Here is an 18,898-nt window from a genome sequence, read left to right on the forward strand (position 1 = left end):
TCCACTCTCCGCCACCGCGGAAGTCGCGGAAAGAGGCTGCGGCCCCGGTTGATCAGGGACCAAAGTCCCGAAGATCACCCGCTTCCCGGCACCCCCTGGTGCCTCTCAGCACCTCTCGGCATCTCTCAGCGCCTCTCGCCTCTCAGTGCCTCTCAGCGCTTCTCCGCCTGGATCCTGGCCACGTACGCGGCGGCCTGCGAGCGCCGCTCCATGCCCAGCTTGGAGAGCAGACTGGAGACGTAATTCTTGATCGTCTTCTCGGCGAGGTGCAGCCGCTCGCCGATCACCCGGTTCGTCAGCCCCTCCCCGATCAGGTCGAGGATCTTGCGTTCCTGCTCGGTGAGGCCGGCGAGCTTGTCCTCGCCCCGGCCCTTCTTGCCGTCGCGCAGCCGCTCCAGCACCCGCGCGGTCGCCACCGGGTCCAGCAGCGACTTCCCGGCGGCCACGTCACGTACCGCGTTCAGCAGTTCGCTGCCCCGGATCGCCTTCAGCACATATCCCGACGCGCCCGCCATGATCGCGTCGAACAGTGCCTCGTCGTCGGCGTACGAGGTGAGCATCAGGCACTTGATGTTCTCGTCCGCCGAGCGGACCTCCCGGCAGACCTCCACCCCGCTGCCGTCCGGCAGCCGTACGTCGAGCACCGCCACATCGGGCCGCGTCGCGGGGATGCGGACCAGCGCGTCCGCCGCGGTGCCGGCCTCACCGACGATCTCGATGTCGTCCTCGGACGAGAGCAACTCGTGGACTCCGCGTCGCACGACTTCATGGTCATCCAACAGAAAAACGGTGATTTTTCCTTGTTCGCGCACAAAACGCAGTCTCACACACTCACCTCTTCCCTGCCGCCGAACGGCGGGATAACGTGCCGTTGTTCCGGCGGCCTGCGAGGCTGTTACCAGTGCTGTGACCAGCGAGAGTTCCCGACTTTTTCGATTTACTTGGAAATCCAAGCAAAATCGCAGGTCAGATAGGGTTTCGCAGTTATGCGGCGTACTGGGTAACGTGCTTTCGGCAGGGCGCTCGCCGGGGCACCTGTCACGCCTGTTCCCGGACCGAGCGGCACCCACCCCGTGCACGGGTACGGACACAGGCGAGCCGCACTGGCTTCCCGGCAGACCCCGGGGGCCGGACCGACGGAGGAGCACGCACGTGACCGTGGAGAGCACTGCCGCGCGCAAACCGCGACGCAGCAGCAAGCGGACCAGCGCCGTGAAAACGACCGCGAAGACGTCCGCGAAGACGCCGCAGAGTTCCGAGCCCGAGCTCGTACAGCTGCTGACGCCCGAGGGCGAGCGCCTGGAGCACCCGGACTACTCGATCGACCTGACCGCCGAAGAGCTGCGCGGTCTGTACCGGGACATGGTCCTGACCCGCCGCTTCGACGCCGAGGCCACCGCCCTCCAGCGCCAGGGCGAGCTGGGCCTGTGGGCCTCGCTGCTCGGCCAGGAGGCCGCGCAGATCGGCTCCGGCCGGGCCCTGCGCGACGACGACTACGTCTTCCCGACCTACCGGGAGCACGGCGTCGCCTGGTGCCGGGGCGTCGACCCGACCAATCTGCTCGGAATGTTCCGCGGCGTGAACCACGGCGGCTGGGACCCGAACACCAACAACTTCCACCTGTACACGATCGTCATCGGCTCGCAGACCCTGCACGCCACCGGCTACGCCATGGGCGTCGCCAAGGACGGCGCGGACTCGGCCGTGATCGCGTACTTCGGTGACGGCGCCTCCAGCCAGGGAGACGTCGCCGAGTCCTTCACCTTCTCCGCGGTCTACAACGCCCCGGTCGTCTTCTTCTGCCAGAACAACCAGTGGGCGATCTCCGAGCCGACCGAGAAGCAGACCCGCGTCCCGCTCTACCAGCGCGCGCAGGGCTTCGGCTTCCCCGGCGTCCGGGTCGACGGCAACGACGTGCTTGCCTGCCTGGCCGTGACCAGGTCGGCGCTGGAGCGGGCCCGCAGGGGTGAAGGGCCCACCCTCGTGGAGGCGTTCACCTACCGGATGGGCGCGCACACCACCTCCGACGACCCGACGAAGTACCGGGCCGACGAGGAGCGGGCCGCCTGGGAGGCCAAGGACCCGATCCTGCGGCTGCGCACGTACCTGGAGAAGGAGGGCGCCGCCGACGAGGCGTTCTTCACCGCGCTGGACGAGGAGAGCGAGGCCCTCGGCAAGCGGGTCCGCGAGGTGGTGCGGGCGATGCCCGACCCGGACCCGATGGCGATCTTCGACCACGCCTACGCGGACGGAAACCCGCTCGTCGACGAGGAGCGCGCCCAGTTCGCCGCCTACCAGGCATCGTTCGCAGACACCGCCGAGGAGGGCAAGTAGCCATGGCCATGGAAAAGATGTCCATCGCGAAGGCTCTCAACGAGTCGCTGCGCAAGGCCCTCGACACCGACCCCAAGGTCCTCATCATGGGTGAGGACGTCGGAAAGCTGGGCGGGGTCTTCCGGATCACCGACGGGCTCCAGAAGGACTTCGGCGAGGACCGGGTGATCGACACCCCGCTCGCCGAGTCCGGCATCGTCGGTACGGCGATCGGCCTGGCCCTGCGCGGTTACCGGCCCGTCGTGGAGATCCAGTTCGACGGCTTCGTCTTCCCCGCGTACGACCAGATCGTCACCCAGCTCGCCAAGATGCACGCCCGTGCGCTCGGCAAGATCAAGCTCCCGGTCGTCGTCCGTATCCCGTACGGCGGCGGCATCGGCGCGGTCGAGCACCACAGCGAGTCGCCCGAGGCCCTGTTCGCGCACGTCGCCGGGCTGAAGGTGGTCTCGCCGTCGAACGCGAGCGACGCGTACTGGATGATGCAGCAGGCCGTCCAGAGCGACGACCCGGTCATCTTCTTCGAGCCCAAGCGGCGTTACTGGGACAAGGGCGAGGTCCAGACCGACGCCATCCCGGGCCCGCTGCACAAGGCCTCGGTGGCCCGCACCGGCACCGACCTCACGCTCGTCGCGTACGGCCCGATGGTGAAGGTCTGCCTGGAGGCGGCCGCGGCCGCCGAGGAGGAGGGCAAGTCGATCGAGGTCCTGGACCTGCGCTCGATGGCCCCGATCGACTTCGACGCCATCCAGACCTCGGTGGAGAAGACCGGCCGGCTCGTGGTGGTCCACGAGGCGCCGGTGTTCTACGGCTCCGGGGCCGAGATCGCCGCCCGGATCACCGAGCGCTGCTTCTACCACCTGGAAGCACCGGTGCTGCGGGTCGGCGGCTACCACGCCCCGTACCCGCCGGCGCGGCTGGAGGACGAGTACCTGCCGGGTCTCGACCGTGTGCTCGACGCCGTCGACCGCTCGCTGGCGTACTGAGGACTGGGACGTGACAACGATGACCGACACTTCCAACGCTGCTCGTTTCCGTGAGTTCAAGATGCCCGACGTGGGCGAGGGACTGACCGAGGCCGAGATCCTCAAGTGGTACGTCCAGCCCGGCGACACCGTCACCGACGGCCAGGTCGTCTGCGAGGTCGAGACGGCGAAGGCGGCCGTGGAGCTGCCGATCCCGTTCGACGGCGTGGTGCACGAGCTGCGCTTCCCCGAGGGCACGACGGTCGACGTCGGCCAGGTGATCATCGCGGTGGACGTGGCCCCGGGCAGCGGCGACGCGACCCCGGCGGCCGAGCCCGCCCCGGCTGCCCAGCCCGAACCGGAGCCCGAGGCTCCGAAGGGCCGCCAGCCGGTCCTGGTCGGGTACGGCGTCTCCGAGAGCTCGACCAAGCGACGGGCCCGCAAGGGCACGGCCGCCGCCGCGTCGGCTGCTTCCGCCCCGGCCGCCTCCGCGATCCAGAGCGAGATGAACGGCCACGCCGCCGCCGTCGTCGTCGTCCCGGAGAGCCGGCCGCTGGCCAAGCCGCCGGTCCGCAAGCTGGCCAAGGACCTGGGCATCGACCTGGCGACGGTCGTCCCGACCGGCGAGGGCGGCATCATCACCCGCGAGGACGTGCACGCGGCGGCCAAGCCCGTACCGGCACAGGCCCCCGCGCCGATCGCCGCTCCGGTGGCGACCGCCCCCGCTCCCGAGGCCCCGGCTCCGGCCGTGGTCACCACGGTGGGCGCCCGCGAGACCCGGATCCCGGTCAAGGGCGTACGGAAGGCCATCGCCCAGGCGATGGTGGGCAGCGCGTTCACGGCTCCGCACGTCACCGAGTTCGTCACCGTCGACGTGACGCGCACGATGAAGCTGGTGGCGGAGCTCAAGGAGGACAAGGACATGGCGGGGGTGCGGGTCAACCCGCTCCTGATCATCGCCAAGGCCCTCCTGGTCGCGATCAAGCGGAACCCGGAGGTCAATGCCGCCTGGGACGAGGCGAACCAGGAGATCGTGCAGAAGCACTACGTCAACCTGGGCATCGCCGCCGCGACCCCGCGCGGACTGATCGTCCCGAACATCAAGGACGCGCACGAGCAGACGCTCCCGCAACTGGCCGCGTCCCTGGGCGAACTGGTCTCCACGGCCCGCGAGGGCAAGACGTCCCCGGCCGCGATGGCGGGCGGCACGGTGACCATCACCAACGTCGGCGTCTTCGGCGTCGACACGGGCACCCCGATCCTGAACCCGGGCGAGTCCGCGATCCTCGCGGTCGGCGCGATCAAGCTCCAGCCGTGGGTCCACAAGGGCAAGGTGAAGCCCCGTCAGGTCACCACGCTGGCCCTGTCGTTCGACCACCGCCTGGTCGACGGCGAACTCGGCTCCAAGGTCCTGGCGGACGTCGCCGCGATCCTGGAACAGCCGAAGCGCCTGATCACCTGGGCGTAGCTGTACGAGATGGGCCCGCGCGAAGTCTTCCGCGCGGGCCCATCGGCATGTCCGGCTTCTGCCGCAGGGCGAGTTCGGCGAACACGGTCTTCCCAATGGTGCGCGGCTCGACGCCCCAGTGGTCCGCGATCCGCGCGACGATGACGAGCCCCCGCCCGTAACACTCGTCGTCCCCGGCCTTGCGCAGGACCGGCAGCCGCTCACCGCGAGGGTCACTGACCGCGATACGGAGCGTGGCCGCGCTGAGCGTGAGGTGCACGCGGAAGAGCCGCCCCCGGATGGCGCCGTGCAGTAACGCATTGGTCGCCAACTCGCTGACCAGCAACGCCGCGTCGCCGGCCAGCCCCGGATACCCCCACTCCCGTACGAGCCGCGCGGTGCGGTGCCGGGCGAAGGAGACGCTGCGAGCGGTGGGGGCGAAGTCGAGCCGGTCCTCGTGGAGGACGGGTTCGGGTACGGAGATCTGTTCGGCTGCGGTCATGGGCGCGTGCCTCTCGGTGAGGGGGCGGTGGCGATGCCGCGCCTGCGGGGCGCCGGTTCCGGCGCGAGGCAGGGCGGTGCACTTCCGCCGGATTCGGCTCCGCTGTGCGAGCGGCTGTGCGCCGAACGTAGCGATTCGAACTGTGTCACACAACATCTCGGAGATAATTTTCCCCATCAGGGTGATTGTGAGGTGCTGCCCGCCAGTTGGAGACTGTTTCCGACAACAGGAGGTGTCGAGCTGTGGCGAAGCCGCGCGCAGACATGGGGAACCGTGTGTCCACGGTCCTTGCACGTCAATTGGGCAGTCAGCTGCTGAGCTTCAGAGAAGCCGCCGGACTGAACCAGACGCAGGCCGCGCAGGCACTCAGTGCTCAGGCGTCCAAGATTGCCAAGATGGAACATGGCTGGGTCCCGTTCCGGGACCCGGACGTCGTGGCGCTGTGCGCGGCGTACGGAGTTGACAGTCCGGACACGGTGGATGCTCTGCTTCGACTGGCCAAGTTGGACCGGGAACGGCGGAGGGCAAAGGGCTGGTGGGTCACCTCGCTGACGCAGGGGAGCCTGCGCGAGTACATCGCCATGGAGGATGTGGCACTCAGGCTGCGTACATGGCAACTCGCTCTGATCCCAGGCTTGTTTCAGACACCCGAGTACATGAGGGCCCTCTCGGTCGCGGCCGTCTCGCCCGACCGGATCGACGAGGTCGAGCGTCTGGTCGACGTGCGAGTACGCCGCCAGCGGCGCCTGCATGGCGACAACCCGCTGCGGGTTCACGCGGTGATCTGGGAGGCGGCACTGCGACAGATGATTGGCGGTCCGCAGGTCATGCGGCAACAGCTTGAGCATCTGCGCTCACTGGCCGAGATGCCCAATATCGACGTGCAGGTGCTTCCGTTCAGGGCGGGGGTGCACTCGTGCGGCGGCGGGCCTTTCAACATCCTGTCGTTTGTGGAGTCCGGCGCTCTGGATGTGGTGCACATGGACGGACTGCGGTCCACCAACTGGGTCGAGGGGGCCGAAGAGAGCGCCGCCTACACTGAGTTGTTCGCGCGCACCTGTGCCATGAGCCTGTCACCGTACGACTCGCTGCGGGCCATGGAGAGCATTGCCAAGGGGATGAACGAGTGACCGAGTTCCGCTTCAGAAAGTCCAGCTACAGCGAGCCGAACGGCGAGTGCGTCGAAGTGGCCCGCAACGTCCCCCGTACCGTCGCCGTCCGCGACTCCAAGCAGCCCGACGGCCCCGTCATCGTTCTCGGCCCCGCCGCCTGGGACGCCTTCCGGGCCGGGCTGGTCCGGTCGTCGGACTGACCCGGCCCGTGTTTCCACGCCGCAGTGAAGAGCGAGAGCGTGTCCGACAGCGGACTGATCGCGACCTCGGTGACTGCGCGCGGGTGCTGGCAGAGGTCCATGAGCGCGACGGCTATCCGGTGAACTGGCCCGACTCCCCGGGTGCATGGCTCACACCGCCCTCGCTCATCGCCTCATGGGTGGCGGAGCTGGACGGCCGCGTGTCCGGTCATGTCGGCCTGTCCCGGAGCGGTGCGGGAGACGCGGCTCCCGGACTGTGGAGCGCTCGCGCAGGGGTGAGCACCGACGCGACCGCCGTGGTCAACCGCCTGTTCGTCGCTCCGTGGGCCCGCGGCCACGGGATCGGTGCGCTGCTGATGGGGCAGGCTGCCGCAGAAGCGCAGGAGCGCGGCTTGCATCCGGTGCTCGACGTGCTGGCTTCGGACACCGCGGCAGCAGCTCTGTACGAGCGGCTCGGCTGGCAGCTGCTGGCCACGGTCGAACAGCAGTGGAGCTCGGAGCAGAGGGTGACCGTCCGGTGTTATGCGGCGGCAACCTAGTCCGCCGTCTGCGGCGCCGACGCGCGCAGCCTCCTGTCGGACACCGTTGTTACGTTGACGCGAGGATCTCGCTTCGACCTCTGGAGAGGGCGCATGTACGACGAACGGCTCGCGGAGTTTTCCCGCGAGCGCCTGGACGGCCGCCCGATCCCCGACGATCTGCGCGTGCTGCTGGTGGCGCAGTGGGAAGGCCGCACCGAGTTCACCCGCCTTCTCGACCTCGACTTCTTCGAGGCGGGAGAGGTCCACCCGCTCCTGGACACCAGCTATCTGAGCGAAGAGGAACTCGCGGACCCGGAGATGCAGGCCGTCAACGCCGCAGCCGCGGAGATGGCCAGGTACGTCAAGCTCGTGGCGAAGGGCGGCAAGGGGTGGCTCGGCTACTGGCTGCACCCCGACGAACCCGCGGATCGTGCCTGGCACCTCATGGAGCTGGACACCGAGTTCAGCTTCTGGGGCCTGGTCGGCCGCACCCTGACCGAGGGGGTCGCCGCCGAGCGGGCAAGCTACCAGGACGAGCCCGACGAGCGAATCGCGTTCACGCAGCTGGCCGCCGAGCTCGGCGAGCTCGGCCTGCCACTGAGCACCCGGGACTACGACGCCCTCGCCGACACCGAGTACGCGGTGGACCCGGAGGAACTGATGGAGGAGCTGACCGAAGCCGAACGCGAGAAGCGCGGTCTTCGCTGAGCGGGGAGACGCCGTCAGCGTCTGGAACGGCGCTCGGAATCTCGGGCCCAAAAAATAGGAACTGGCAGGCGAAGGACCGCTGTTAGGGTGGCCGAATGGCATCGGTGAGGAAGATCCAGATCACTTTCGACTGCGCGGACCCCGAGCGCGTCGCCCGTTTCTGGTGCGAGGTGCTGGGGTATGTCGCACCCGCGCCGCCGGAGGGGTTCGACACCTGGGACGCCTACAACGAATCGTTGCCGGCCGAGGCGCGGGGGGCGTGGTTCGCGTGCTCCGATCCCACGGGGGAGGGGCCGCGCCTGTACTTCCAGCGCGTTCCCGAGGGCAAGACCGCCAAGAACCGGGTGCACATCGATGTGCGGGCCGGCACCGGGCTCGTGGGTGCGGAGCGGCTGGCCGTGCTTGAGGCCGAACGCGATCGGCTGGTGGCGCTCGGCGCGGTGTGCACGAAGGTGCTGTACGCCGACGAGGAGAACGAGTCGTGCATCAACATGCAGGACGTCGAGGGCAACGAGTTCTGCCTCGACTGAGCACTCTCCGGTACGGCGAGAGGGGGCCCGCGTGATGCGGGCCCCCTCTTTGCGTGTGCTGCCGTGGAGCGCGTGGGCTACTTCTTGAAGGAGTAGTCCATGATCTTCTTCATGTCGGCGGTGCGGTTGGTCGCGTTGGTGGAGGCGAGCACCGTGCCGACGATCGTCTTGCTGCCGCGGGTCGCGGCGAAGACCAGGCAGTACTTGGCCGTCGGGCCGGAGCCGGTCTTGATGCCGATGGCACCGCTGTAGCTGCTGAGCATGGTGTTGGTGTTGGACCACGACATGTAGCGGTAGCCGCCGGACTTCGTGGTGACCTTCTGCTTGGTCGACTTGGTCTTGACGACGGTGCGGAAGGTGGAGCTCTTCATGGCGCTGCTGGCGAGCTTGGTCAGGTCGCGCGGCGTCGAGTAGTTGGAGCCATTCCCTATGCCGTCGAACGAGTCGAAGTGGGTGTTCTTCAGCCCGAGGGTCTTGGCCTGGGCGTTCATCTTGCCGATGAACGACTTCACGCGGGCCGCGCGGGTGGTGCCGGAGCCGAACTTGTCGGCCAGCGCGTAGGCGGCGTCGCAGCCGGACGGCAGCATCAGGCCGTACAGCAGCTGGCGGACGGTGACCTTGTCGCCCACGATGAGGCGGGCCGAGGAGGCGCCCTTGGAGACGATGTAGTCGCTGTACGCCTTCTGGATCGTGACCTTGGAATCCAGGTTCAGGTTCTTCTGCGACAGCACCACCTTGGCCGTCATGATCTTGGTGGTGGAGCCGGTGGAACGGCGCGTGTCCGCGGCCTTGGCGAACAGGGACTTCGCCGTGCCGTTGTTCATCGTGTAACCGCCCGCGGCGGTGATCTTGGGGTTGGGCAGCGTGGCGGCCTGCGCGGTGGAGGCGAACGCGCCGCCCGCGATGACGGCGCCGGCCGTCAGCGCCACGGTGGCAGTGGCGGTGACGCGGCTAATGCCCTTAATGCCGATTTTCAACGTAAATGCTCCAAATGCCCCTGGAATGCGGCCACATGAAGGTGCCGCTCGGTGGTGAGACTCATGGGAGCGGGGGATGGATGTACCGATTCCTGGGGCAATTTCGGGGCTACGGGTGATTCCGGCCAGGGGGGGTCGTCCGGATGCCGGGACGGTTTCGTCATGTACGCATCTTGTATCTATGCTGTGCGCATGCCTGCCGCACCCCCAGCCGTGAAGCCTGTCGCGAAGTCGTCCGTGAAGTCCCCCGTCAAGCAGCCGCCCGCCGCCGAGCGTGTGTACGCCCACATCAAGGAGGCGGTCCTGGACCGCCGTTACGAGGGCGGCACGCTCCTGACCGAAGGTGACCTCGCGGAGGCCGTCGGGGTCTCCCGTACGCCCGTGCGCGAGGCGCTGCTGCGGCTGGAGGTCGAGGGGCTGATCAAGCTGTACCCGAAGAAGGGCGCCCTCGTGCTCGCCGTCTCCGCGCAGGAGATCGCCGATGTGGTGGAGACCCGGCTGCTGGTCGAGGAGTTCGCGGCCCGCAAGGCCGTGCCCGCCTCCGCGCAGCTGATCGGCCGGCTCGAAGAACTCCTGGAGGAGCAGCGGCAGCTGGCCGAGGCCGGGGACCTGGCGGCGGTGTCCGTGAAGGACCGCTGCTTCCACGCCGAGATCGTGCGCAACGCGGGCAACGACATCCTCTCGCGCCTCTACGACCAGCTGCGCGACCGGCAGTTGCGGATGGGCGTCGCCGTGATGGAGGCGCACCCGGGGAGGATCGCCGCCAACATCACCGAGCACGGTGAGCTGCTGGACGCGATCAGGGCCGGGGACGCGGACGGTGCCGCGCAGGTCGTACGGCGCCATGTCGGCCGGGTCAAGGTGCTGGTCAGGGGTGAGGACCGGTGAGTTCTGCCGCCGCTCCCACCCTGTCACTGCCCGGCGATCCACCCGGCGGCCGGCGTGCCGCGTGGGTCTGGGGCATCGGCGTCGCCGTCTACTTCGTCGCCATCATCTTCCGTACCAGCCTGGGCGTCGCCGGGCTCGACGCCGCCGACCGGTTCGACGTCAACGCCTCCGCGCTCTCCACGTTCTCCATCCTCCAGCTGCTCGTGTACGCGGGCATGCAGATACCCGTCGGCCTGATGGTCGACCGGCTCGGCACCAAGAAGGTCCTCACCCTGGGGGCCGTCCTGTTCACCCTCGGACAGCTCGGCTTCGCGCTCTCCCCCTCGTACGGCATGGCGCTGGCGTCCAGGGCGCTGCTCGGCTGCGGTGACGCGATGACGTTCATCAGCGTGCTGCGGCTCGGCGCCCGCTGGTTCCCGGCCCGGCGCGGTCCGCTGATCGGTCAGGTCGCCGCGCTTTTCGGGATGGCGGGCAACCTCGTCTCGACGCTTTTCATCGCGCGGGCCCTGCACGGATTCGGCTGGACCACCACGTTCGTCGGCAGCTCCGTCGCCGGGGTCGTCGTCCTCGTCCTGCTGCTGCTGTTCCTGAAGGACCACCCCGAGGGCCATGAGCCGCCGCCCGCGGAGCACGCGGGCGCCGCCTATGTGCGCAAGCAGATCGCCGCGGCCTGGCGGGAGCCCGGCACCCGGCTCGGTATGTGGGTGCACTTCACCACGCAGTTCCCGGCCATGGTGTTCCTGCTGCTGTGGGGGCTGCCGTTCCTGGTGGAGGCGCAGGGGCTCAGCCGGTCCACCGCCGGTGAGCTGCTCACCCTGGTGGTGCTCTCCAACATGGCGTTCGGGATGGTCTACGGGCAGATCATCGCCCGCCACCACGCGGCCCGTGCCCCGCTGGCCCTCGGTACGGTCGCGATGACGGCGCTGCTCTGGGCGTCGGTCATCTTCTACCCGGGCGACCACGCGCCCATGTGGCTGCTGATCGTGCTGTGCGTGGTGCTCGGCGCGTGCGGTCCGGCCTCGATGATCGGCTTCGACTTCGCCCGCCCGGCCAATCCGCCGGAGCGCCAGGGCACCGCCTCGGGCATCGTCAACATGGGCGGCTTCATCGCCTCGATGACCACGCTGTTCGCTGTCGGTGTGCTGCTGGACGCCACCGGCGACAACTACCGGATCGCGTTCGCCTCGGTCTTCGTGCTGGAGGCGCTCGGCGTCGTGCAGATCCTGCGGCTGCACTCCAGGGCCACGCACCGCGAGCGGGAGCACCACGTGGTCAGCCGGGTGGAGGCCGTGCACGTCCCGGTCTGACCGCTGACCGCTGACCGCTGGCCGCTGCTCGCGCCGGACCGGCGGTGCGCCCGTCCTCACCTGCGACGGGCGCCGCCGGTCAGGGCGTCACGCGGTCACGGCGTCACGGCGAAGTTCTGCAGGATCGCCGTCGCCAGGTCCTGGTCGCCCTCGACCTTGATCTGCTCGGCGACCGCGGCCGCGCGCACCCGCCCGCAGGCGAGGCGGTAGTACGTCTCCCAGTCCATCGCCAGTGTCACCGCGGGGCCGAGCGACGGCGAACCGTCCACCGAACCGCGGCCCTCCGCGTCCACCCTGACGGTGCGCAGGAACTCCAGCGGCCCGTGCACATCGAGCACGATCGCCGAATTGGCCGGCGCTCCGGCGTCCTTGGCGACCACCTTCGGCAGCGCCTCCAGCAGGGTGTCGCGTACGACGGTCGCGCCGGGGGAGTCCAGATTGCCGGGCCGGCCCAGCGTCGTGCGCAGGTCCTGCTCGTGCACCCAGACGTCGAAGACGCGCATCCGCAGCGCCAGTTCGAGGGTCTGCTCGGCGCCGAGCGGCGCGCGGACCATGGTCTCGGGGGCGCGGGACTCGTTGCGCAGCTGACGCGCCCGGCGAATGATCGTGTACTCCAGCTCGGAGGTCATCTCCGGCGCGGTGTGGTGCCGCCGCACATCGACCTGCATCTCCATGTAGCGGGCGAAGTCGCTCTGTACGTGGTAGAGGTCGCGGGGCAGCGTGTGGATCGGGCGCGGGTCGCCGAGCTGCTCGCACTCCATGCCGATGACGTGCGAGACGATGTCACGCACCGACCAGGCGGGGCACGGCGTACGGCGGTTCCACTCTCCCTCGGCGAGCGGCTTCACCAGCTCGGCTATCGACTCGATGGAGTGGGTCCAGGCATCGGCGTAGGTCTGGAGGCTGGGATGGACGGTCACGGGACCCCTCGTGCGGTTCTGCGGTGCATGGGCTGGAGAAGCTGGGCGGCGGGCGCGGGCGGCGTTCTGCGGGCGGCGGTCTGCGTGGGAGGTTCGATCGCTAAGTTACGCTGCGAGCAGGCACCCCGGCAGTGCTTTCGTGTGACGATCGTAGGCCCGTGTTGACGGCTCGAATGCCAGGACGGTGGTAGTGTGCGCGCCTCCCTCATCCAGATCGCAGTAGACCCGGACGAATCCGTCGAATCCCGCAGGCAACGCGCGGCTTCGCTGGTCGCGGGTCGGCGCAGCGCGGATCTGGTGGTCCTTCCCGAGCTCTGGCCGGTCGGCGCCTTCGCATACGCCGCCTTCGAGGACGAGGCCGAACCGCTTCAGGGGCCCACCCACGACATCATGGCGAAGGCCGCTGCCGACGCCGGGGTCTGGCTGCACGCGGGCTCCTTCGTCGAGCGCGCCGCCGACGGCACCCTCTACAACACCTCGCTCGTCTTCACGCCCGAGGGCGAGCGGGCCGCCGCGTACCGCAAGATCCACCGCTTCGGCTTCGACAAGGGCGAGGCGGTCATGATGGGCGCCGGCGAGGAACTGGTCACGGTCGACCTGCCGCAGACCACCCTCGGCCTCGCCACCTGTTACGACCTGCGCTTCCCGGAGATGTTCCGCGGCCTGGTCGACGCGGGCGCCCAGACGCTGATCGTCGCGGCGGGCTGGCCCGAGCGGCGCCGCGCCCACTGGACGCTGCTGGCCCAGGCCCGCGCGGTCGAGAACCAGTCGTACGTCCTGGCCGTCGCCACCGCGGGCACCCATGCCGGGGTCGAGCAGGCCGGACACAGCATCGTCGTCGACCCGTGGGGCGAGGTGCTCGCGGAGGCGGGCGCGGGCGAGGAGGTGCTCGACGTGGAGTTCGACCCGGCGAGGGTGGCGGAGACCCGTGAGCAGTTCCCGGCCCTCAAGGACCGCCGTCTGGGGCTGAACCCGCCCGCTTAGGGTGCGTTGAGCGCTGTTTCACGTGAAACGGCGCTCAGCCTCGTGGGGCCTCAGTCCTCGTGCTCCTTTTCCGCGAGCACGATGACGCAGACCGATACGGCGATGAGCAGCGCCGCGTCGGCGTCCTCCCGTACGACGTCGATGCCGTAGGTGTCCCGGACGGTCAGCCGGCGCCGGGAGATCTGGGCCAGCAGCTCCCCGTCGTAGTCGATGGCGAACTCACGGTCCAGGATCTTGCCGCTGACGTCGAGTTCGGTGCCGTCGATCAGCGTGACCCGGTAGTGGTTGCGCAGCAGCGACAGCCGCTTGCGCTTGATCCTGGCGAGCTGCTCGCCGTCCCGCTCGATGAGCATCGTGTCGCGCAGGCTGAGCAGCTTCTGCCGGATCTCGACCAGGATCCGGCCCTGCGCGTCCTTCAGCTCGAAGGTGTCCCGCACCCGCATGGCCTTGCCGTCGACGAGGAACACCTTGCGGCCGTCCACGTCCTCGATCCAGTAGTCGTCACCGACGGCGAAGAGCCGTTCACGTACCAGGAATCTCATGGCTCACAGGTTCCCCGAGGCACCTGAGGAATGTGTGGACGCCACGGTGATGTTGACTGTTCACATGGCAACACGTGCGCGCGTCAGGGCTCCCGAGCTGGTCGGCAAGGGCGGCTGGCTCAATACAGGCGACCAGCAGTACACCCTCGCTGACCTGCGAGGACGCATTGTGATCCTGGATTTCTGGACCTTCTGCTGTGTGAACTGTCTGCATGTCCTCGATGAGCTGCGCGAGCTGGAGGAGAAGCACCGGGACACCCTGGTCATCATCGGGGTGCACTCGCCGAAGTTCGTCCACGAGGCCGAGCACCAGGCCGTGGTCGACGCCGTCGAGCGTTACGAGGTCCACCACCCGGTCCTCGACGATCCCGAACTGGCGACCTGGAAGCAGTACGCCGTACGGGCCTGGCCCACGCTGGTGGTCATCGACCCCGAGGGCTATGTCGTCGCCCAGCACGCCGGTGAGGGCCACGCCCACGCCATCGCGAAGCTGGTCGAGGAGCTGGAGGCCGAGCACGGGGCGAAGGGCACTCTGCGCCGCGGCGACGGCCCCTATGTCGCGCCCGAACCGGTCGCCACGCATCTGCGCTTCCCCGGCAAGGCGCTGCTCCTGCCCGACGGCGGCTTCCTCGTCTCCGACACCACCCGCCACCGCCTGGTCGAAATCGAACGTGACAGTGAAACGGTTCGCCGTCACGTGGGAACGGGGGGCAGGGGGTTCCTCGACGGCGGGCCGGAGGCGGCCCGGTTCTCCGAGCCGCAGGGGCTCGCCGTGCTGCCGGACGGCCGGATCGCCGTCGCCGACACGGTCAACCACGCCATCCGCGCCCTCGACCTCGCCACCGGGGAGACGACGACGCTCGCCGGCACCGGCCGCCAGTGGTGGCAGGGCTCGCCGACCTCGGGACCGGCCCGCGAGGTAGACCTCTCCTCCCCGTGGGACGTCGCCTGGTTCGCGGACCGGCTGTGGATCGCCATGGCGGGTGTGCACCAGCTGTGGACGTACGACCCCGCGACGCGGACCGTCCAGGTCGCGGCGGGCACCACCAACGAGGGCCTGGTCGACGGGCCGGCCGACGAGGCATGGTTCGCCCAGCCGTCCGGTCTTGCCGCCTCCGCCGACGGCGAGCGGCTCTGGGTCGCCGACTCGGAGACGTCCGCCCTGCGGTACGTCGAGCGCGACGGGGACGGCTTCGCCGTCCGTACGGCCGTCGGCACCGGGCTCTTCGACTTCGGGCACCGCGACGGCGCCGCCGGACAGGCGCTGCTCCAGCACCCGCTGGGGGTGACCGCGCTGCCCGACGGGTCCGTCGCCGTCTGCGACACGTACAACCACGCGCTGCGGCGCTACGACCCCGCGAACGGCGAGGTCACCACCCTGGCCACGGATCTGCGCGAGCCCAGTGACGCCGTGCTGGTCGACGGCGATCTCGTCGTGGTCGAGTCCGCCCGGCACCGGCTGACCCGGCTGCGGCTGCCCGAGGAGGCCGTGCGCGTCGCCGACCAGGCGCACCGCACGCAGCGGGCGGCCACCGAGATCGCCCCGGGCACGCTCCGGCTCGATGTGGTCTTCCAGGCGCCCGCCGGGCAGAAGCTGGACACCCGGTACGGTCCCTCGACCCGGCTGCTGGTCTCCGCGACCCCGCCCGAGCTGCTGGCGCGGGGTGCGGGGCCGGGCACGGACCTGTTCCGTGACCTGGTGCTGGCCGACGACGTCACCGAGGGCGTCCTGCACGTGTCGGCGATGGCGGCGTCCTGCGACGACGACCCGGCGAACGAGTACCCGGCCTGCCACGTCCACCAGCAGGACTGGGGCGTCCCGGTCCGCGTGAGCGCCACGGGAACGGCCCGGCTGCCGCTGGTGCTGGCGGGCATGGACGAGCAGGGCTGAGGATCCCGGGACCGGGCCCGGACACCGGACCGGGCCCGGAGCGGCTCACCCGTCGTCGGTGAGCCGTCGCACCGCCTGCTCGTACCGCTTGAGGTACTCCGGCTCCGCCGTGACCCGCAGCAGCGCCTGGAGGGCCCGCACCGCGCCCTCGTCGTAGCCGGCGTTCTCCGCCTCCCCGGCGGCCAGATCCAGCAGCCGGATCCCTTCGTCCTCCTCGCCGAGCGCCAGCCGGGCCTCGCCGCTGGTGGTCAGCAGCAGCACCCTGCGGGCGGCCTCCTCGTGCTCGGGCCCCAGGTCGAGCGCGGTCCGGACGGATTCGAGGGCCTCGTGCGGCCGGTTCGCGGTGAGCTGCATCCGCGCGAGGTGCTGGAGCGCCAGCATCTCGGTGTGCGCGTCCCCCTCCTCACGGGCCAGCTCGACGGCCCGCCCGCAGCCCTCCAGCGCCGTGTCGAGCTCCCCCTGCTCGGCCTGGACGACGGCCAGATTGATCAGCGCGGTCGCCTCGCCGAGCCGGTCGCCGGCCTGCCGGGCCAGCATCGGTGAGCGCTCCAGCAGGGCGACGGCCTCGGCGGTCCGGCCCTCCTCGGTCAGCACCCAGCCCAGCAGGTTGAGCACCCGCGACTCGGCGTACGCGTCGTCCTGGGCGCGGGCGGAGTCCAGCGCCAGTTCCAGCAGCGGGGACCAGCTGTCCCGCACCCGCCACACGACCTGGGGCCACTGGAGCAGGATGATCCGCCACGCCCGGTCGTGGAACCCGGCGGTCCGGGCCGCGACGGCGGCCAGCGCCAGATCGTCGCGCTCGGCCGCCAGCCAGTGCATCGCCGTCGCCCGGTCGACGAAGTCCCGTACGGCGACCGGGCGGTGGTAGTCCTCCGGCAGGACGAAGCAGGGCTCGCCGCCGGGCTCGGCCGTGTCGGCGGCGGCCAGCGCGGTGGCGATGTAGTGGTCGAGAACCCCGGTGAGCGCCTCGGACCCGCCCTCGGGGTCCATGCCCCGGGCGTAGAGGCGTATCAGATCGTGCAGCACCCAGCGTCCGGGCGCCGCCTCGGTGACGAGATGGGCGGCGGCGAGCCGTTCCAGCGCCGCCGTGGCGACGACCGGGTCGGTGCCGGCCAGCGCGGCCGCCGTGTACGGGTCGAAGTGGCTGCCGGGATGGTGGCCGAGCCGGGCGAGCTGGTGGACGGCGTCCTGCGGCAGCTGCTGCACGGTCAGCCGCAGCGCGGCCGAGACGCCGGTGTCGTCCACGTCCAGGAACGTCAGCCGGCTGCGCTCGTCGGCCAGTTCGTCGGCGAGACCGGCCAGCGTCCACGACGGACGCCCGGCCAGCCGGGCCGCGGTGACCCGCAGCGCGAGCGGCAGCCCGCCGCAGAGTTCGGCGAGCCGGCCGGCCGCGACCGGCTCCGCGAGCACCCGGTCCTCACCGAGGACACCGGCCAGCAGGGCCGTGCCGTCCGGCGGTTCGAGCACGTCGAGCGGCACGGGGCGGGCCGCGTCCGAGGCGATGAGGCCCTCCAGCCGGTGGCGGCTGGTGACCAGGGTGACGCAATCGGTGCCGCCCGGCAGCAGCGGCCGGACGGTGGCGGAGTGCCGGGCGTTGTCGAGTACGACGAGCAGCCGGCGCCGGTCGGTCAGCGAACGGAAGAGCGCGGCGGCGGCCGCGACGGACTCCGGGACGCGGCGGGGCGCCACGCCGAGCGCCAGCAGGAACTCGCGCAGCACTTCGATGAGCGCGGGCTCACCGGTGTCGCTGAACCCGCGCAGATCGGCGAAGAGCCGCCCGTCCGGGAAGGCGGCCGGGTTGCGGTGCGCCCAGTGGAGGGCCAGCGCGGTCTTGCCCACCCCGGCCGGTCCGGTGACCAGGCAGACGGGCGCCTCGCCCGCCGCGGCCCGGGTCAGCGCGGCCAGTTCGGCGGTCCGCCCCTGGAAACCGCGGGGTGCGCGGGGCAGCAGATCGGTGGGGTGCGGCACGCCCGCGAGGGACGGCACGGGGAGCGGCCGGGGCGGCACGGGGCCGGGGGCACCGTCCGTACCGCTGCCCGTACCGCCGTTCGTACCGCCTTCTGCGCCGCCGGGCAGCTGGTCCGACCGGGGGGCCGGTTCGACCGCGGCCCCGCCGTCCGGTCCGGTCCGCCGGTCCGCCGCCGGACGGGCCGCGGGCATGGGCCCGCCACCGCTGCCGGGCCCGTCGCCGGAGCCGCCCCGGCCGACGCCGTCACCACCGCCGCCCGCCCGGACCGGACCGCGTGCCGCCGTCCCCTGCCGGTCGGGCGCGTTCCGGCCGCCCTCGCGGCCGGCGTCCGGCCCGGGGTCGCCGCGCAGGATCAGCGCGTACGCGTCGGCGAGTTCATGTCCCGGATCGATCCCCAGCTCGTCGGCGAGCAGCCGCCGCGTGCGGTGGAACCAGTCCAGCGCCTCCGACTGACGCCCCGCCCGGTACAGCGCCGTCATCAGGGCCGCCGCCAGCGACTCCCGCATCGGGTGCGCGACGGCCTCCGCCCGGAGCACCGCCGCGGCCCGGTTGTGCTCCCCCAGCGCCGCGTAGGCGTGCGCCAGTTGCTCGACCGTCGCCAGCCGGGACTCCTCCAGCGAGTGCGCGGCGGCCTGGAGCGGCCGCCCGGCGAACGCGCCGCTGAGCGCCGGGCCCTGCCACAGGGACAGCGCCTCCTTGAGCATCAGCACCGAGTCGGCGGGGCTGCGCTGACCCCGCGCCAGCGTCAGCAGTTCCTCGAACCGCTGCGCGTCCAGCAGGGTCTCCGGCAGCCGCAGCACATAGGCGTCGCCGAGGGTGACCAGCTCCACCCCGTACGCCTCCGCGTCCGCACCCACCAGCAGGGCGCGCAGCCGGGACACATGCCCCTGGATGACGCTGCGGGCGTGCAGCGGAGGCGTGTCGTCCCACAGGGAGTCCGTCAGCCGCGCGATGGTCACGGGGGTGTTGGCGGACAGCAGCAGCGCGGCGAGCAGGCTGCGGCGCTTGGCGGGACCGAGCGGCAGCGGCCCGGTGAACGTGTCGACGGAGACGGTGCCGAGCAGCCGGAACTCCACTGGGGGCTTCCCTTCCGGGCAGGACGCG

18 protein-coding genes are annotated in these 18,898 nt (G+C 70.6%); 12 read left to right on the forward strand and 6 right to left on the reverse strand.

The features are described 5' to 3' along the window. Positions 1-152 precede the first annotated feature (152 nt). Positions 153-812: a response regulator gene (locus ACFYY1_RS12575; RefSeq protein WP_388584688.1), complete on the reverse strand. Its 660-nt coding sequence runs from the start codon at positions 810-812 to the stop codon at positions 153-155. Between the two features lie 340 nt (positions 813-1,152). Between ACFYY1_RS12575 and pdhA the strand changes: the two genes are divergently transcribed. The 3 genes from pdhA to ACFYY1_RS12590 are packed head-to-tail and all read left to right on the forward strand — an operon-like array spanning position 1,153 to position 4,764. Continuing rightward, positions 1,153-2,334, forward strand: a complete 1,182-nt coding sequence (pdhA, locus tag ACFYY1_RS12580) for a pyruvate dehydrogenase (acetyl-transferring) E1 component subunit alpha (protein ID WP_351254019.1) — start codon at positions 1,153-1,155, stop codon at positions 2,332-2,334. Positions 2,335-2,336: 2 nt separating this feature from the next. Next, positions 2,337-3,317, forward strand: a complete 981-nt coding sequence (locus ACFYY1_RS12585) for an alpha-ketoacid dehydrogenase subunit beta (protein WP_388583871.1) — start codon at positions 2,337-2,339, stop codon at positions 3,315-3,317. Between the two features lie 10 nt (positions 3,318-3,327). Next, the gene (locus tag ACFYY1_RS12590) at positions 3,328-4,764 is read left to right on the forward strand and encodes a dihydrolipoamide acetyltransferase family protein (protein WP_388583874.1); all 1,437 of its coding nucleotides are present in this window, start codon (positions 3,328-3,330) and stop codon (positions 4,762-4,764) included. Here ACFYY1_RS12590 and ACFYY1_RS12595 read toward each other — a convergent pair. Then, positions 4,751-5,245, reverse strand: coding sequence for an ATP-binding protein (locus ACFYY1_RS12595; protein ID WP_388583877.1), 495 nt, complete (start codon positions 5,243-5,245; stop codon positions 4,751-4,753). The genes ACFYY1_RS12590 and ACFYY1_RS12595 overlap by 14 nt on opposite strands. Before the next feature lie 242 nt (positions 5,246-5,487). On the opposite strand from ACFYY1_RS12595, the gene ACFYY1_RS12600 reads away from it, so the two are divergent. From ACFYY1_RS12600 to ACFYY1_RS12620, 5 genes are all read left to right on the forward strand, one after another. Then, a complete protein-coding gene (locus ACFYY1_RS12600) occupies positions 5,488-6,375 on the forward strand; it encodes a DUF5753 domain-containing protein (RefSeq protein WP_388583880.1) in 888 nt (295 codons plus the stop codon). Beyond that, the gene (locus ACFYY1_RS12605) at positions 6,372-6,557 is read left to right on the forward strand and encodes a DUF397 domain-containing protein (RefSeq protein WP_388583883.1); all 186 of its coding nucleotides are present in this window, start codon (positions 6,372-6,374) and stop codon (positions 6,555-6,557) included. The genes ACFYY1_RS12600 and ACFYY1_RS12605 overlap by 4 nt, the downstream gene beginning before the upstream one ends. Positions 6,558-6,640: 83 nt before the next feature. Next, on the forward strand, positions 6,641-7,096 hold the full coding sequence (locus ACFYY1_RS12610) for a GNAT family N-acetyltransferase (RefSeq protein ID WP_388583886.1): 456 nt from the start codon (positions 6,641-6,643) through the stop codon (positions 7,094-7,096). Between the two features lie 93 nt (positions 7,097-7,189). Further along, positions 7,190-7,786 (forward strand): hypothetical protein, encoded by a 597-nt coding sequence (locus tag ACFYY1_RS12615; protein ID WP_388583889.1) that lies wholly within the window; start codon positions 7,190-7,192, stop codon positions 7,784-7,786. 95 nt (positions 7,787-7,881) lie between these two features. Then, the gene (locus tag ACFYY1_RS12620) at positions 7,882-8,316 is read left to right on the forward strand and encodes a VOC family protein (RefSeq protein ID WP_388583892.1); all 435 of its coding nucleotides are present in this window, start codon (positions 7,882-7,884) and stop codon (positions 8,314-8,316) included. Positions 8,317-8,393: 77 nt separating this feature from the next. Here ACFYY1_RS12620 and ACFYY1_RS12625 read toward each other — a convergent pair whose 3' ends face one another. Further along, positions 8,394-9,293 (reverse strand): D-alanyl-D-alanine carboxypeptidase family protein, encoded by a 900-nt coding sequence (locus tag ACFYY1_RS12625; protein ID WP_388583895.1) that lies wholly within the window; start codon positions 9,291-9,293, stop codon positions 8,394-8,396. A 192-nt stretch (positions 9,294-9,485) separates the two neighbouring features. On the opposite strand from ACFYY1_RS12625, the gene ACFYY1_RS12630 reads away from it, so the two are divergent. Together ACFYY1_RS12630 and ACFYY1_RS12635 are read left to right on the forward strand one after the other, a co-directional pair. After that, positions 9,486-10,181, forward strand: a complete 696-nt coding sequence (locus ACFYY1_RS12630) for a GntR family transcriptional regulator (RefSeq protein ID WP_388583897.1) — start codon at positions 9,486-9,488, stop codon at positions 10,179-10,181. Continuing rightward, on the forward strand, positions 10,178-11,488 hold the full coding sequence (locus tag ACFYY1_RS12635; RefSeq protein ID WP_388583899.1) for a nitrate/nitrite transporter: 1,311 nt from the start codon (positions 10,178-10,180) through the stop codon (positions 11,486-11,488). The genes ACFYY1_RS12630 and ACFYY1_RS12635 overlap by 4 nt, the downstream gene beginning before the upstream one ends. Positions 11,489-11,583: 95 nt before the next feature. On the opposite strand, the gene ACFYY1_RS12640 is transcribed toward ACFYY1_RS12635, so the two are convergent. Then, the gene (locus tag ACFYY1_RS12640; RefSeq protein ID WP_388583902.1) at positions 11,584-12,408 is read right to left on the reverse strand and encodes a maleylpyruvate isomerase family mycothiol-dependent enzyme; all 825 of its coding nucleotides are present in this window, start codon (positions 12,406-12,408) and stop codon (positions 11,584-11,586) included. A gap of 192 nt (positions 12,409-12,600) precedes the next feature. Between ACFYY1_RS12640 and ACFYY1_RS12645 the strand changes: the two genes are divergently transcribed. Next, on the forward strand, positions 12,601-13,392 hold the full coding sequence (locus tag ACFYY1_RS12645) for a carbon-nitrogen family hydrolase (RefSeq protein WP_388583905.1): 792 nt from the start codon (positions 12,601-12,603) through the stop codon (positions 13,390-13,392). 50 nt (positions 13,393-13,442) lie between these two features. Here the strand turns inward: ACFYY1_RS12645 and ACFYY1_RS12650 are convergent, their stop codons facing one another. Then, complete coding sequence (locus ACFYY1_RS12650) at positions 13,443-13,934, reverse strand: LURP-one-related/scramblase family protein (protein ID WP_388583907.1); 492 nt, start codon at positions 13,932-13,934, stop codon at positions 13,443-13,445. A 64-nt stretch (positions 13,935-13,998) separates the two neighbouring features. Here ACFYY1_RS12650 and ACFYY1_RS12655 point away from each other — a divergent pair, with 64 nt between their 5' ends. After that, positions 13,999-15,825, forward strand: coding sequence for an NHL domain-containing thioredoxin family protein (locus tag ACFYY1_RS12655; protein ID WP_388583910.1), 1,827 nt, complete (start codon positions 13,999-14,001; stop codon positions 15,823-15,825). 45 nt (positions 15,826-15,870) lie between these two features. Here ACFYY1_RS12655 and ACFYY1_RS12660 read toward each other — a convergent pair whose 3' ends face one another. Beyond that, positions 15,871-18,870: a BTAD domain-containing putative transcriptional regulator gene (locus ACFYY1_RS12660; protein ID WP_388583912.1), complete on the reverse strand. Its 3,000-nt coding sequence runs from the start codon at positions 18,868-18,870 to the stop codon at positions 15,871-15,873. Between the last annotated feature and the right edge of the window lie 28 nt (positions 18,871-18,898).

It is taken from the genome of Streptomyces sp. NPDC001890 (genome assembly GCF_042891445.1).
In the GTDB taxonomy this organism is placed as follows: Bacteria; Actinomycetota; Actinomycetes; order Streptomycetales; family Streptomycetaceae; genus Streptomyces.

What these genes read in the sequence shown, in the direction of transcription:
- ACFYY1_RS12585 (WP_388583871.1), top strand. Translation starts at nt 2,337, where the DNA reads ATGGCCATGGAAAAGATGTCCATCGCGAAGGCTCTCAACGAGTCGCTG.
- ACFYY1_RS12630 (WP_388583897.1), top strand. Translation starts at nt 9,486, where the DNA reads ATGCCTGCCGCACCCCCAGCCGTGAAGCCTGTCGCGAAGTCGTCCGTG.
- ACFYY1_RS12615 (WP_388583889.1), top strand. Translation starts at nt 7,190, where the DNA reads ATGTACGACGAACGGCTCGCGGAGTTTTCCCGCGAGCGCCTGGACGGC.
- ACFYY1_RS12595 (WP_388583877.1), bottom strand. Translation starts at nt 5,245, where the DNA reads ATGACCGCAGCCGAACAGATCTCCGTACCCGAACCCGTCCTCCACGAG.
- ACFYY1_RS12655 (WP_388583910.1), top strand. Translation starts at nt 13,999, where the DNA reads ATGGCAACACGTGCGCGCGTCAGGGCTCCCGAGCTGGTCGGCAAGGGC.
- ACFYY1_RS12620 (WP_388583892.1), top strand. Translation starts at nt 7,882, where the DNA reads ATGGCATCGGTGAGGAAGATCCAGATCACTTTCGACTGCGCGGACCCC.
- ACFYY1_RS12650 (WP_388583907.1), bottom strand. Translation starts at nt 13,934, where the DNA reads ATGAGATTCCTGGTACGTGAACGGCTCTTCGCCGTCGGTGACGACTAC.